The following is a 13,700-nucleotide window of genomic DNA, read 5'->3' as shown; positions in this document are numbered from 1 at the left end:
CGCGCGGATGCTGCACGCCGCCCTCCACCGACGCCGATCCACGGCTGCGCTCGTCGCAGCGCTGGTGACGCTCGTGTGCGCGGCATGTGATCGCCTCCCGATCGACGCCGGGGACGGAGTCGACGGCGGCGGCACGCGCCCCGACGAGATGGCGCCGATCCTCGTGCGCGAGCTCGCGATGGGCACCGACTTCTCGTGCGCGCTGCTGCACGACGGCGACGTCGCGTGCTGGGGCTCGGACACCCATGGCCAGCTCGGCATCGACATCACGGTGCGCCTCGGCGAGCGCTGCGACGGGCTCTACTGCGCGACGGCGCCGGTCGTGCTCGAGACGATCGCGCGCGTCGCCGAGGTCGACGCGGGCGAGGCGTTCGCGTGCGCGCGCAGCACGCTCGGCGTGGTGTCCTGCTGGGGCAGCAACCGCTTCGGCGAGCGCGGCGACGGGACCGCGAGCGATCTCGAGCGGCACTCCGATCCCAGCCGCGTGCTCGAGGACGCGCTCGACATCGCGGTCGGCCGCCACCACGCGTGCGTGCTCGGCGCTGATCACCGCGTGCGCTGCTGGGGCCTCGGCGAGCACGGTCAGCTCGGCCGCGCCGCGCCCGAGCGGTGCGCGATCCCGGAGGGCAAGCACGTGGCGCTGGGCGTCGACGAGAGCGTGCGCGACGTCGCGTGCGCGTCGATGCCCGCGCTGGTCGAAGGGCTCGACGGAGCGCCGGTCGAGCGCATCGTCGCGGGCGACTACCACACGTGCGCGGTGAGCGGCGGGAACGTGTGGTGCTGGGGCCGCGACGATCTCGGGCAGCTCGGCGACGGGATCCCCGGCGAGTCGCGCGCGACGCCGGGCGTGGTGATGGCGGAGGACGGGCCGCTGGGCGCGATCCGCGAGCTCGCGCTGGGCGGCGCGACGTCGATCGCGCTGCAGTCCTCGGGGACGGCGGCGCGCTGGGGCGACGCGACGAGCGGCGTGCTCGGCATCCCGCCGATCGAGGCCGAGCCCTGCGACGACGGCGCGGCGTGGTGCGCGCCGAGCCCGCGCGTCGACGTGTCGAGCCTGACGAGCGTCGCGGTCGGTCGCGGGTTCGGGTGCGGGCTGGACGTGCGCGGTCGCGCGTCGTGCTGGGGCCTGGCGCGCGACGGGCGCCTCGGGACGGGGATCCAGCCGCGCTCGCGGTGCGAGGGCGTCGCGGGCGAGGACGTGCCGTGCGCGCTCGAGCCCATCGTGATCGAGGGGCTGCCCGAGGGACTGCGCTCGGTCGCGCTCGGGGACGGGCACGCGTGCGCGCTGGCCTACGCGCGCGACGAGGAGGCCGACGTCGCGTCGGTCTACTGCTGGGGCCTGAACGACTTCGGGCAGCTGGGGCTGGGCCGCTCCGGCGGGGCCGAGATGGTCCCCGTCGCGGTCCGCAACACGCGCTGAGCGGCACGGGCTCGACGCAGCGAGGCGTCTGAGGTACGACTGCGCTTCCCGTGCAACCCGGTTGCAACAACGACACGATCGCAGCGAGCCCTGGGCGCCGGAGCGTCCTCGATCGCATCGGAATCGGCGTCTCGCTCGCGTGCGCGATCCACTGCGTGCTCGCGGCGCTGCTCGCGGCGGCGCCTGCGTTCGCGGCGACGGCGGCGCCAGGGCTCGGCGAGGGCTTCGAGTGGCTCGAGACGGCGCTGCTCTGGATCGCGCTGGGCGTCGGCGCGTTCGCGCTGGTGCCCGCGTACCTGCGCGAGCACCGCAGCGCGTGGCCGCTGGTGCTCTTCGTGGTCGGGCTGGGGTTCGTCGCGGCGGTGCGCACGGTCGACAGCCACGTGCTCGAGCTGGTCGGGACGGTCAGCGGCGTCGCGCTGATCGCGAGCGCGCACCTCGTGAACCTGCGCGCGAGCCACCGCGGCCACGCGCACTGAGCCGCTCCGGGGCCGGTCCCCGGAAATCGACGGCGCGACGATCGGCCTCTACGCTGTGTCGCCATGTCCGCCGAGGACGCAGCTCGTTCTCCCTCCCTCCGGGTCCACCACCTCGCGGTGAAGGTCCGCGACCTCGCGCGCGCCGAGTCGTTCTACGCGGGCGCGCTCGGGCTCCCGATCATCCGCCGCCAGGAGGCCGACGACGGCACGCCGCGCTCGATCTGGCTCTCGCTGCACGACGGCGCGTTCCTCGCGGTCGAGCGCGCCGAAGAGGCGCAGCCGCAGCGCATCGACGGCTCGCCCGGCTGGCACTGCGTCGCGCTCGGCATCGACGCGAGCGAGCGCGAGACCTGGCGCGCGCGCCTGACGTCCCGCGGGCACCCGGTGGTGCGCGAGACGCCCTACACGCTCTACGTGCGCGACCCCGAGGGCGCGATCGTCGCGCTCAGCCACTATCCTCACGCGATCGCGGAGGCGGTCGTCGCGCGCGGCTCGCAGCCGCCGCCCCCGCCGAGCGAGCCCACGAGCGCGTCGGCGATCGAGATCGGCCCGGATCGCGCGCTCGAAGGCGGCGCGCCCTCGGGCGTCACCTCGCGGCTCGCGGCGCTGGTGACGCTCTCGCTCGCGCTGCTCGCCTTCGTCGGGAGCGCGCTGCCGGTCAGCGCGCAGCGCGCGCCCGCCGACGTGCTGGTGATCGGCTCGTCGTCGGTGTTCGGCCCGTTCGGACGCCTGATGGAGGAGCAGCTCGAGGCCGCGGGCCTCCGCGTGCGCCGTCACTCGCATCGCTCGACCGGCTTCGCGCGCCCCGACTTCTTCGACTGGCAGCGCGAGCTCGGTCGGGTGCGCGGGCTCGGCGAGGCGCGCGCGGTCGTGGTGATGATGGGCGGCAACGACACGATGGCGCTGCGGCTGCGGCCCGAGGAGTCGCGCGATCGCGGTCCGGCGTCGTGGGTCGCGTGGCGCGACGAGGCGCGCTGGCGCGAGCTCTACACGGCGCGGGTGCGCACGTTCGTCGACGCGATCTGCGACGCGGGCGTGAGCCGCGCGATCGTGGTGCTCCCTGCCGACGGCGACCGCGAGGGCTGGGCGGATCGCATCGCGCGCGTGCAGGAGGCGCAGGCCGCGGGCGTGCGCGGGACGCGCTGCGGGATCGTGCTCGACCCGCGGAGCGACGCGCCGGTGCGCGCGGGCGACACGATCGACGGCGTGCACCTCTCGACGCGCGGCGCGCGTCAGGTGCTCACGCGCATCGGCCCCGCGCTGCTCGCCGCGATCTCGAGCTGACTCAGAACACCGGCTCGACGTACCGGTACGGGTGGCTCGGCTCGTGGTAGCCGCCGCGCTTCTGGCGCTTCGGGAGCTTGATCTTCTCCCTCGGCGGCGACTCGTACGGCACGGTCCTCAGGATGTGGTGGATCACGTTGAGCCGAGCGCGCCGCTTGTCGTCGCTGGGCACCACGTACCAGGGCGCGTGCGGCGAGTCGGTGGCCGCGAACATGTCGTCGCGCGCGCGCGAGTAGTCGTACCAGCGGCTGTACGAGTCGAGATCCATCGGCGAGAGCTTCCAGATCTTCCGCGGATCATCGATGCGATCCTGCAGGCGCCGGGTCTGCTCCTCCTCGCTGACCTCGAGCCAGAGCTTGATGAGGACGACACCGGACTCGACGATCGCCTTCTCGACCGACGGAACGATGCGGAGGAAGCGCTCGACGTCGTCCATCTTCGTGAAGCCCATCACGCGCTCCACGCCGGCGCGGTTGTACCAGCTGCGATCGAAGATCACGATCTCGCCGGCCGCCGGCAGGTGCGGGATGTAGCGCTGGATGTACATCTGGCTGCGCTCGCGCGAGCTGGGTGAGGGCAGCGCGATCACGCGGAACACACGCGGGCTCACGCGCTCGGTGATCGCCTTGATGCAGCCGCCCTTGCCGGCGCCGTCGCGGCCCTCGAACACGATGCAGACCTTGAGCCCCTCGCGCACGACCCATTGCTGGAGCGCGACCAGCTCGCCGTGGAGCTTCTTCAGCTCCTTCTCGAAGTCCTTGCGCGCGAGCTTGTCCTTCGCCCGGTCGTCCTTGCTCATGAGGGCACCGCTTCTCCTGGTCGTCGTCGCGCATCGGGCAGCGCGCCGCCCTCGTGATCTTCGCCCCGCACGCTCGGATCGCGAGACCGACGTGTGATCGCCGCATCGCACGCCACGCGGGTGGCGACTCACCGCGACGGGCGGCCAGCGATCCGCCGCGATCACGAGCGGATCACGCGTCGGGCACCAGCGTCGCGCCGTCCCAGCGGTACCAGGTGCGCTCGCCGCCCAGCCGGCGCACCCGCAGCGGCCAGAACCCGGGCACGTCGCCCTCGCCCTGCGTCATCGGCCCGCCGATGTGCTCGCGGCGCGTCTCCGGAAGCTGCTGTCCGCTGCGCAGCTCGATCGTCCACGCCGACTGCTGCGCCCCGATCGGATACGCCGACCACCGCATGCGCCCGTCGCGCCCGGCGCGCGTGCCGACGACGAGCAGCGTCCGCCCGCCCTCCGCCGCGGTGCGCGTGACGAAGAGATCCTCGACGATCTCCGCACCCGCGCGCGGCACCTCGAAGAGCTCCGACGCTCCACACGACGCGTCCGCGCGCACCATCCGCACGCGCGACGACGCAGGCTCGAAGAGCACCAGCGCGTCGCTCGCGCCCTCGCCCTCCTCGTCGAGGCGCGCCCACGCGATCACCACGCGCTCGCCGCCCACGTCGCCGGTGCGCGGCACGCAGCGCTCCCAGCCGCGCAGCAGGCCCGAGCCGATCCAGCCTTCGACGCCCTCGGCCGCGACGACGCGCGTCCAGGTCCCGCGCCCGCCGGCCTCGGAGCGCATCGCGCCGACGTCGCCGTAGAGCCCGACGACGAGCGTCTCGTCGGGCAACGTCGTGATCAGCGCGTGCTCGGGGCCCGCGCCCTCGCGCAGGTTCGAGCGCGTGGTCGTGCGCAGCACCACGGGCTCGAGCGCCGCTGCGAGCTGGGTCGCGTCGGGCTCGCCCTCCGCGCTCTCGGCGCCGAACGCCGCGCGCAGCGCCGAGGCGTGCGCCTCGCACGACGCGATCGAGAGCGCCGCCCACGCGCTCCCACGAGGCGCGATGCGCACGCAGCCGCGCTGCTCCGCCGAGAGCTCGCGCGCGCGCAGCGCGAGCGTCGCGAGCGACGACGGCGCCGACACGAAGCGCGGCGTCCCGCTCGGCGCGACGGGCTGGATCGCAGCGGGCGCGCCCGGAGGCGCGATCGCGGGCGTGGGCGAGGTCGTCGGCGCCATCGGCGCGGGCGCGACCGCGACGTCGGGGCCACCGCCCGACATCGTCATCGACCCGGCGATCCCCACCACGAGGATCGTCGAGAGCATCCCGAGCACCGCGAAGAACCCGCGCCGTCCGGTGCGCTTCGCCGGCGCGGGCGCGATGCCGACCGCGCTGCCCAGCGACACCGCGGGCATCGTCGGCGCGCTCGCTGCGTCGGCCGCGGTCACCGCGTCGACGTCGTGCCCCTGCGCGGCGCGCGTGAGCGCCTGGCGCATCGTGCGCGCGTCGGGGAACCGGAACGACGGATCGCGCGCCATCGCGCGATGCACGAGCTCCGCGACGCCGCGCGGCAGATCGGGCCGCAGCGTCGCGACGCGCTCGGGATCGTCGGTGACGATCGCCGCGATCACCGCGGTCGCGCTCGGTCCGTCGAACGGCAGCCGTCCGGTGAGCGCTTGGTAGAGGATCACGCCCATCGCGTAGAGGTCGCTGCGCGCGTCGACCTTCTTCGCGCTGCGCACCTGCTCGGGGCTCATGTAGTGCGGCGTCCCGAGCGTCTGCATCGAGTGCGTGATCGTCGCGCCCTCGGCCTCGCTCGATCGCGCGATGCCGAAGTCGAGCACCTTCGGGATCACGCCGTCCGCGTCGCGCGCGAGGAACAGGTTCGCGGGCTTGAGGTCGCGATGCACGAGCCCCGCGTCGTGGATCGCGGCGAGCCCTCCGAGCGCGCCCGCGATCCACTCGGTGATCTCCGCGAGCGTCGGCGCCGGCGTGCGCTCGAGCCGCTGCGCGAGGCTCTCGCCGTCGAGGCACTCCATCACGAGGAACGGGCGGCCGTGCTCCTCGCCGAAGTCGATCACGTCGACGACGTTGCGGTGCCGCACCGACGCGAGGCTGCGCGCCTCCCGCAGGAACCGCTGCAGGGTCTCGGGCGGCGGCGCGTCACCGAGCACCATCTTCACCGCGACCGCGCGGCCCAGCGTCAGGTGCGTGGCGCGCCACACCGCGCCCATCCCGCCCTTCCCGATCGGGCTCTCCAGCCGGTACTTCCCGGCGATCACGCTCCCCGCACCGAGCACGCGGGGCGACCCTATCACGCGCCCCCTCCGAGCGGTGCCCCCCAGCTCGGCGCGTCGATGCGATGGACGCGGCGGCGCCTACGCATCGCAGCATGCGGCTCGCTCCATGCGCGCGCTCGGTGCTCCTCGTCGCGGTGCTGGCCGGCTGCGGAGGGTCGCTCGATCGCGTGCGGCACCTCGAGCCGGTGCGACGCGCCGCCTCGTGCGCGCGGATCACCGACGTGCCGTGGACCGCGCTCGATCGCGCGGCGGGCGCGGACCGCACGCGCGTCGAGGCGATGCCCGACGACGTGCGTCGCGTCGCCGACGCCGCGCGTCTCGACGACGCGATGCTCGGCGATCAGGTCGTGCTCGTGGAGCACCTGCTCGTGCTCCACGCCGATCTCGGCGGCGCGATCGCCGAGGTCGACTGTCTCTCCGATCAGCTCGAGGATCTCCAGAGCGAGCTCGCCGAGCGCGAGAGCGCGTTCTCGCTGACGCTCACGCTCGTGTCGATCGGCGTCGGCGCGCTCACCGCGATCGCGTCGGGCGTGATCGATCTCGTGAGCGACGACGACATCTCGTCGCCGATCATCCAGATCGTCGGCGGCGTGGGCGCGACGGCGCTCGGTGTGATCGCGTTCTTCCCGCCCGACGAGTCGGTCACGCTCGACCACGAGCGCAACGTGCTCCGCGTGGTGCGCGACGCGCGCGACGCCGAGGACGTGATGCGCGCGCCCTTCGTCATGCGCCTGCTCGTGGCGCCGCGCGTCGACGGACCGAGCCCGCGCGACGAGCTCGAGCGTCGCTGGTCCGACACGTTCGCGCTCGTCGACGACGACATGCCCGCGCTCCTCTTCGGGAACGGCGGGCGCTACGACCGCGAGGCGCTCCGCACCCGCGAGCTCGTGCTCGAGCAGCTCGAGGCCGAGCTGCAGCTGCTGCGTCAGGACTTCGAGCTGCTGTCGCGCTTCCTCTTCGAGCGACCTCGCGACGCCTCTCGTCCGACGACGCCTTGATGGCGCCTTGACTCTCCATCAGGGGGAGACCGCAGGGTCGCGCGTGGTGTCGAGGAAGCTCACGATCGGAGCGCTCTCGCGGCGCACCGGCGTCTCGGTGAAGACGCTGCGGTTCTATTCGGACGAGGGGCTCCTGCCTCCCGCCGGGCGGACCCGCAGCGGCTACCGCCTCTACGACGAGGCGCAGGTCGTGCGCATCGATCTGATCCGCACGCTGCGCGACGCCGGCATCGGTCTCGAGACGATCGCGCGCGTGCTGGACCGCGAGCTCACGATCGAGGAGGCGCTGCGCATCCGCCTCCGCACGATCGAGGCGCACGTCACGTCGCTCACGCGCGTCGCGGGAGCGATCCGCGCGGCGCTGCGATCGCGAGCCTCCTCGGACGCACCGGACATCCGCGAAGAAGACCTGAGGAGGTTGTCGATGGTGACGAAGCTGTCGTTCGAGGAGAGGAAGCGCGCGATCGAGCGCTTCTACACGAAGGTGATGGAGGGCGCGCCGGTGCCCGCCGAGTGGATCGATCACATGGTCGCGACGAGCACGCCCGAGCTCCCCGACGAGCCGAGCGCCGAGCAGCTCGACGCGTGGATCGAGCTCGCGTCGATGCTCGACGATCCCGAGTTCGTCGCCGCGATGCGCGTGAACGCGGCGAGCTTCTGGGCGCAGGACGTCGACGTCGCGGCGCTGCGCGCGATCCAATCGGAGATCGTGCGCGCCGCGTCCGACGCGCGTGCGCGCGGCGTCGACCCGCGCTCCGACGAAGCGCGCGCGCTGGTCCGCGGGTACGTGGCGCGCACGGCGGCGGCATCGGGCGACGCCGACGAGGCGACGATGCTCGCGCGGCTGCGCGCGCAGTACGATCGGCGCGCCGAGCGCTACTGGGAGCTGGTCGCCATCATGGGCGGCGCGCAGCCCTCGGACGGCTTCGCGGACCAGCAGTGGCTCGGTGAGGCGACGCGCGGCGTCCTGCTCGAGCGCTGATCAGCGCACGCGCGCGAGGCGCTGATCGCTGGTCGACCACGCGGTCGTCTGCACCAGCGTGACGTGATCTCCATCGCGCGACCCGACCTGCAGCATCGGCACTCCGAAGAGCGCGAGGTGGTACGTGGCGCGGCGTCCGTCCGCGTCCACCTCGCCCTCGAAGGGCCCGCTCTCGCGCGCGACGAAGAAGGGCGCCATGCGATGGTGCACGTGCATCGTGAAGGTGCGCCCGTCCTCGCGCAGCGTGATCACCTCGCGCCCGACGAGCGACGGCATCCCGAGCTGCGTGATGCGCGTCGTGTGCAGCACCTCGCGCTCGGAGAGCACGGTGACGCTCGTATCGATGCGCGCCCGGATCGCGCACGTCGCGCGCACGCGCGCGCGGTCGATCGCCGAGAGCGACGCCGCCGCGAAGCGCGCGGGATCGCTGATCGCGAACGTCACGTCGCCGCGCCACGCGCCGGCGCAGGCGCGGTAGTACGAGAGCGCCGGAGTCTCGCGGCTCATCCTCCCGGAAGCTGGTGTCGAACGCGCGCTCCGGCGAGCGGAACGACGAAGGCCGCTGCGATCGCTCGCAGCGGCCTTCGGTTCGTCGCCGGTCGACGCGCCCTCAGCGCTTGTCGATCGCCACGAAGTCGCGCTGGTCGTACCCGAGGTAGACCTGGCGCGGGCGGGCGATCTTCTGCTCGCTGTCGAGCAGCATCTCCTCCCACTGCGCGAGCCAGCCCGGCGTGCGGCCGATCGCGAAGAGCACCGGGTACATGTCCATCGGCAGGCCCATCGCCTGGTAGATGAGGCCCGAGTAGAAGTCGACGTTCGGGTAGAGCTTGCGCTTGACGAAGTACTCGTCCTCCAGCGCGATGCGCTCGAGCTCGACCGCGATGTCGATCAGCGGGTTCTTGCCGATCGCGTCGAACACCTCGTCCGCCAGGCGCTTGATGACCTTCGCGCGCGGGTCGTAGTTCTTGTAGACGCGGTGGCCGAAGCCCATCAGGCGGCCCTCGCCCTTCTTCACGCTCTCGATGAACTCGGGGACCTTCGACTTGCTCCCGATCTTGTGGAGCATGTGGATGACCTCCTCGTTCGCGCCGCCGTGCAGCGGGCCGTAGAGCGCCGCGCAGGCCGCCGCGAGGGCCGAGTAGGGATCCACCTTCGAGCTGCCGACGCCGCGCATCGCGTTCGCCGAGCAGTTCTGCTCGTGATCGGCGTGCAGGGTGAAGAGCACGTCGAGCGCGTTCTCCACGGCGGGGTTCGGCTTGTACTTCGTCTCGGTCATCTTGAACATCATGTTCAAGAAGTTCCCGGCGTAGCTGAGGTCGTTGTCCGGGTAGACGACCGGCAGCCCACGACGATGGCGGTACGCGTACGCCGCGAGCGTCGGGATCTTCGCGATCATCCGGACCATCTGGAGGCGGCGGTTCTCCGCGTCCTCGATCTTCTTGGCCTCGGGGTAGAACGTGCTGAGCGCGCTGACGGTGCTGATCAGCATGCCCATCGGGTGCGCGTCGTAGCGGAACCCGTCCATGAGCTCGCGGATGTTCTCGTGCACCATCGTGTGCATCACGATCTCGTGCGCGAACGTGTCGAGCGCCTTCTTCTGCGGGAGCTCGCCGTTCATCAGGAGGTACACGACCTCGAGGAACGACGCGCCCTCCGCGAGCTGCTCGATGGGGTACCCGCGGTAACGAAGGATGCCCGCGTCGCCGTCGATGAACGTGATCTTCGATGAACAGCTGGCGGTGTTCGTGAACGCCGGGTCGTAGGACATCATCCCGAAGTCGTTCGCGTCGGTCTTGATCTGGCGCAGGTCCATCGCCCGGATCGTCCCGTTCGTGATCGGGACTTCGTAGGTCTTGCCGGTCCGGTTGTCGGTGATGGTCAGCGTGTCCTTCGCCATGTCCTGCTCCTCGGCCCCCACCTGCGACGCGCACTGGGTTGGGCCCGCGACGGGCGCTCCCTTCGGGAGCGCGACCTCGTGCCGCGGGCGCGCCGATTCTGGAGAGCCATCGGGGCCCTGTCCAGCGGGATCCTGTCGTTTCGCGCCGGCAACGGACGCGTGCTCGCCCGTGTAGAATCCTGGGCGTGGAAGCTCCTCACGACCTCGTCGTCCTGGGCTCTGGCCCAGCGGGCGAGAAGGGAGCGGTACAGGCCGCGTACTTCGGTCATCGCGTGGTCGTCGTGGAGAAGGCGCCCGAGCCCGGCGGCGCCGCCGTCCACACCGGCACGCTGCCCAGCAAGACGCTGCGCGAGACCGCCCTCTACCTCTCCGGGTTCCGGGCGCGCGATCTGTACGGCGTCTCGGTCCGGCTCGACGATCCCCACGCCGCCGTCCCGCGGCTGATCGCACGCAAGGACGCGATCGCGCGCCAGGAGTCCGAGCGCATCCGGCACAACCTCGCGCGGCACGACGTCGAGCTGGTGCGGGGCGACGCGCGCTTCGTCTCGCCCCACACGATCGAGGTGCGGACGCCCGAGGGCGCTCGGCGCATCGACGGTCGGTACTTCCTGATCGCGACCGGCTCGTCCCCGCGGAACCCGCCGGACGTGCCGATCCACGAGCCCGACGTCTACGACAGCGACGAGATCCTCGCGCTGAGCCACCTGCCGAAGTCGATGGTCGTGCTCGGCGCCGGCGTGATCGGGTGCGAGTACGCGTGCATGTTCGCCGCGCTCGGGGTGCAGGTCGTGCTGGTCGAGGCGCGCACCCAGTTCCTTCCGTTCCTCGATCACGAGGTCGGGCGCCGGCTCGAGTCGGCGATGCAGCACCTCGGCATCGAGATCCGCAAAGGACACCGGTGGGGACGCATCCACCGCGCCGCCAACGGGCGGATCCTCTGCGACCTCGCCGACGGCTCGGTGCTCGAGAGCGAGACCTTGCTGTTCGCCGCGGGGCGCGTGGGGAACACCGCCGGGCTCGGCCTCGAGCACGTCGGGCTCACCGCGGACGATCGCGGCGCGCTGAAGGTGGATCGCCACTACCGCACCGCGGTGCCGCACGTCTACGCGGCGGGCGACGTGATCGGGTTCCCGGCGCTCGCCTCGACGTCGATGGAGCAGGCGCGGGTCGCCGTCTGTCACGCGTTCGGCATCGACTACAAGCAGTCGATCGGGCCCATGCTGCCCTACGGCATCTACACGATCCCCGAGGTCAGCTGCGTCGGCGAGACCGAGGAGAGCTGCAAGGAGCAAGGGGTCGACTACGTCGTCGGCCGCGCGCTCTATCGCGAGAACGCGCGCGGGCTGATCACCGGAGATCTCGAGGGCATGACCAAGCTGGTCGTGCACACGAAGACGCGGCGGCTGATCGGCACCCACGTGATCGGCGAGCGCGCCTCCGAGCTGGTGCACATCGGGCAAGCCGTGATGCACCTCGGCGGGACGGTCGACACGTTCATCGAGATGGTCTTCAACTACCCGACGCTCTCCGAGTCGTTCAAGTACGCCGCCTACAGCGCGCTCGGCGAGCTCGCGAAGCGCCGCTGATCTCTCCGCGCCTCAACTCTCCGCACCTCCAGCCTCGGCCGCGACCAGCCGCACCCCGAGGCGGTCGAGCACCGCGCCCACCGTCCAGCCCACCGGGGCCGAGGCGCGCGCGCCGGACAGCGCCACGTCGAGGTCGAGCGACCACCGCGGCTGCTTCGCCTTGCGGGCGCAGAAGTCGCGGAGCTCGGCCGGGAACACGCGGTCCGACTCCGCCCCGGTCACCAGCGCGCTCCACTCCGCCGCGTCGAAGACGACGGTGCCCGACTCGCGCTCACTCTGGACCACCTCGGGCGACGTCGCGACCGAGACGATCCCGTCGTGACCGGGCACCTCGAGGCGCAGCGTGGGCGGCAGCGGGAGGGACGCGAGCATGTGGGCAGGAAGGCTCCGCACCTCCGTCTCCCACACCCGCTCCTCGCCGAGGCGCGGACGCTCGATCCGGAGCAGCTTCGCCGCCCGACGCGCCCGACGGACCCGCGTCGGCTGCTGCAACTCTGCGGAATCGTGCTGGATCTCGATCTTGCGCGCGGTGCTGGACATGGGGCTCGCCGTCTCCCGACACCCCCGATGACGACCCGTCGACGGGCCGACACCGGTGGTTCGTTCAGTGTTGGGCCCTGAACGGAGGCGGGGTGATGGCAGGCCCCGCGCTCCGTTCAGGCCTGCTCCCGACGCGGGGGCCACCACTGAACTGACGCACAGGACGGATGGCGGCGAAAAAAGATCGCGTCGCCCCGGCGGAGGGGTCCCAGCCGATGGGTCCGACCCTCCCGATCGACTTCCAACTCGCCGGCGATGGGTCCGACCCATCCGGATCGCCTTCGAAGTCGCCAGCGATGGGTCCGACCCATCGAGGTCGACTTCAAGCTCGCCGGCGATGGGTCCGACCCATCCAAGGTCGACTTCAAGCTCGCCGAGCGATGGGTCCGACCCATCGAGGTCGACTTCAAACTCCATCGCCGATGGGTCCGACCCATCCAAGATCGACTTCAAACTCCATCGCCGATGGGTCCGACCCATCCAAGGTCGACTTCCAGCTCGCCGACGATGGGTCCGACCCATCCAAGGTCGACTTCCAGCTCGCCGACGATGGGTCCGACCCATCCAAGGTCGACTTCCAGCTCGCCGCCGATGGGTCCGACCCATCCAAGGTCGACTTCCAACTCGCCGCCGATGGGTCCGACCCATCCCGGTCGACTTCCAGCTCGCCGGCGATGGGTCCGACCCATCCAAGGTCGACTTCCAGCTCGCCGACGATGGGTCCGACCCATCCAAGGTCGACTTCCAGCTCGCCGCCGATGGGTCCGACCCATCCAGGTCGACTTCCAGCTCGCCGGCGATGGGTCCGACCCTTCCCGATCGACTTCCAGCTCGCCGACGATGGGTCCGACCCATCCAGGTCGACTTCCAGCTCGCCGGCGATGGGTCCGACCCATCCAGGTCGACTTCGAGCTCGCCGACGATGGGTCCGACCCATCGGGGCCCGACCTTCAGCCGCGCCACGTCCCGTGGCGCGTGAACACCTCGACGAGCGCGGCGTCGTCGTCGATCACGCGGGTCGGGATCGTCCCTCGCGCCGAGCCGCGGACCTCGAACCAGACGTAGCCCTTCCCGCGCCCGGCCGCGGTGATCGCGCCCCAGTCGAGCTGCGTCTCCTTCGCGCCGTCCGAGACCCCCACCCCGGACTCGTCGATGCGGACCCGCATCCGCTGCGACGCCGCGCCCTTGTCGCGCCGGGCTCGCAGCAGCGCGCGCACCAGGAGGAAAGGCCGCAGCAGCTGCCACATCCCGAGCACGATCGCGGCCATCCCGATGCCGCGCGCGGTCAGCTCGGTCGCGCCCTGCGACGTCTGGATGCCGAGCCCGATGAGCACGAGCCCCGCGAGCCCGCGCAGGATCGGGAGCGCGGGGCGCCGGAAGTACTCGGCGAGCCACGCACGGCGGAACTCCTCGTCGGTGAGCTCGAACTCGTAGACCACGGTC

Annotated in this window: 12 protein-coding genes; 6 read left to right on the top strand and 6 right to left on the bottom strand. The window is 72.1% G+C overall.

Annotated features, from left to right (window positions below; all coding sequences use genetic code 11):
• Positions 1-7 precede the first annotated feature (7 nt).
• The 3 genes from DB32_RS08695 to DB32_RS44130 all read left to right on the top strand — a co-directional run bounded on the left by DB32_RS08695 (position 8) and on the right by DB32_RS44130 (position 3,183).
• Positions 8-1,420: an RCC1 domain-containing protein gene (locus tag DB32_RS08695; protein ID WP_053231950.1), complete on the top strand. Its 1,413-nt coding sequence runs from the start codon at positions 8-10 to the stop codon at positions 1,418-1,420.
• Between the two features lie 50 nt (positions 1,421-1,470).
• Positions 1,471-1,899: a MerC domain-containing protein gene (locus DB32_RS08690; RefSeq protein WP_053231949.1), complete on the top strand. Its 429-nt coding sequence runs from the start codon at positions 1,471-1,473 to the stop codon at positions 1,897-1,899.
• Between the two features lie 63 nt (positions 1,900-1,962).
• Positions 1,963-3,183, top strand: coding sequence for a DUF459 domain-containing protein (locus tag DB32_RS44130; protein ID WP_083457249.1), 1,221 nt, complete (start codon positions 1,963-1,965; stop codon positions 3,181-3,183).
• Position 3,184: 1 nt separating this feature from the next.
• On the opposite strand, the gene ppk2 is transcribed toward DB32_RS44130, so the two are convergent.
• Both ppk2 and DB32_RS08675 read right to left on the bottom strand, forming a co-directional pair.
• Complete coding sequence (gene ppk2, locus DB32_RS08680; RefSeq protein ID WP_053231948.1) at positions 3,185-3,982, bottom strand: polyphosphate kinase 2; 798 nt, start codon at positions 3,980-3,982, stop codon at positions 3,185-3,187.
• A gap of 172 nt (positions 3,983-4,154) precedes the next feature.
• Positions 4,155-6,254, bottom strand: coding sequence for a serine/threonine-protein kinase (locus DB32_RS08675; RefSeq protein ID WP_053231947.1), 2,100 nt, complete (start codon positions 6,252-6,254; stop codon positions 4,155-4,157).
• A gap of 92 nt (positions 6,255-6,346) precedes the next feature.
• On the opposite strand from DB32_RS08675, the gene DB32_RS08670 reads away from it, so the two are divergent.
• Positions 6,347-7,252 carry a hypothetical protein gene (locus DB32_RS08670; protein WP_157068862.1) on the top strand — a complete coding sequence of 302 codons (906 nt, stop codon included), beginning with the start codon at positions 6,347-6,349 and terminating at the stop codon, positions 7,250-7,252.
• 46 nt (positions 7,253-7,298) lie between these two features.
• The gene (locus DB32_RS08665; RefSeq protein WP_169791380.1) at positions 7,299-8,234 is read left to right on the top strand and encodes a helix-turn-helix domain-containing protein; all 936 of its coding nucleotides are present in this window, start codon (positions 7,299-7,301) and stop codon (positions 8,232-8,234) included.
• On the opposite strand, the gene DB32_RS08660 is transcribed toward DB32_RS08665, so the two are convergent.
• Positions 8,235-8,741: a hypothetical protein gene (locus DB32_RS08660; protein WP_053231944.1), complete on the bottom strand. Its 507-nt coding sequence runs from the start codon at positions 8,739-8,741 to the stop codon at positions 8,235-8,237. It lies immediately after the preceding gene.
• A 103-nt stretch (positions 8,742-8,844) separates the two neighbouring features.
• Positions 8,845-10,131, bottom strand: coding sequence for a citrate synthase (locus DB32_RS08655; protein ID WP_053238738.1), 1,287 nt, complete (start codon positions 10,129-10,131; stop codon positions 8,845-8,847).
• A gap of 185 nt (positions 10,132-10,316) precedes the next feature.
• Here DB32_RS08655 and sthA point away from each other — a divergent pair, with 185 nt between their 5' ends.
• A complete protein-coding gene (sthA, locus tag DB32_RS08650; RefSeq protein ID WP_053231943.1) occupies positions 10,317-11,717 on the top strand; it encodes a Si-specific NAD(P)(+) transhydrogenase in 1,401 nt (466 codons plus the stop codon).
• Between the two features lie 12 nt (positions 11,718-11,729).
• Here the strand turns inward: sthA and DB32_RS08645 are convergent, their stop codons facing one another.
• The gene (locus tag DB32_RS08645) at positions 11,730-12,089 is read right to left on the bottom strand and encodes a hypothetical protein (protein WP_157068861.1); all 360 of its coding nucleotides are present in this window, start codon (positions 12,087-12,089) and stop codon (positions 11,730-11,732) included.
• A 1,118-nt stretch (positions 12,090-13,207) separates the two neighbouring features.
• A complete protein-coding gene (locus DB32_RS08640; RefSeq protein ID WP_053231941.1) occupies positions 13,208-13,696 on the bottom strand; it encodes a hypothetical protein in 489 nt (162 codons plus the stop codon).
• Positions 13,697-13,700: the final 4 nt, after the last annotated feature.

This window comes from Sandaracinus amylolyticus (assembly GCF_000737325.1).
GTDB lineage: Bacteria > Myxococcota_A > Polyangia > Polyangiales > Sandaracinaceae > Sandaracinus > Sandaracinus amylolyticus.
Note: the sequence above shows the minus strand (reverse complement) of the source record. Positions and strands in the feature narration are given on the sequence as shown.

What these genes read in the sequence shown, in the direction of transcription:
- DB32_RS08695 (WP_053231950.1), top strand. Translation starts at nt 8, where the DNA reads ATGCTGCACGCCGCCCTCCACCGACGCCGATCCACGGCTGCGCTCGTC.
- DB32_RS44130 (WP_083457249.1), top strand. Translation starts at nt 1,963, where the DNA reads ATGTCCGCCGAGGACGCAGCTCGTTCTCCCTCCCTCCGGGTCCACCAC.
- ppk2 (WP_053231948.1), bottom strand. Translation starts at nt 3,982, where the DNA reads ATGAGCAAGGACGACCGGGCGAAGGACAAGCTCGCGCGCAAGGACTTC.
- DB32_RS08670 (WP_157068862.1), top strand. Translation starts at nt 6,347, where the DNA reads ATGCGGCTCGCTCCATGCGCGCGCTCGGTGCTCCTCGTCGCGGTGCTG.
- DB32_RS08660 (WP_053231944.1), bottom strand. Translation starts at nt 8,741, where the DNA reads ATGAGCCGCGAGACTCCGGCGCTCTCGTACTACCGCGCCTGCGCCGGC.
- DB32_RS08655 (WP_053238738.1), bottom strand. Translation starts at nt 10,131, where the DNA reads ATGGCGAAGGACACGCTGACCATCACCGACAACCGGACCGGCAAGACC.
- DB32_RS08645 (WP_157068861.1), bottom strand. Translation starts at nt 12,089, where the DNA reads ATGCTCGCGTCCCTCCCGCTGCCGCCCACGCTGCGCCTCGAGGTGCCC.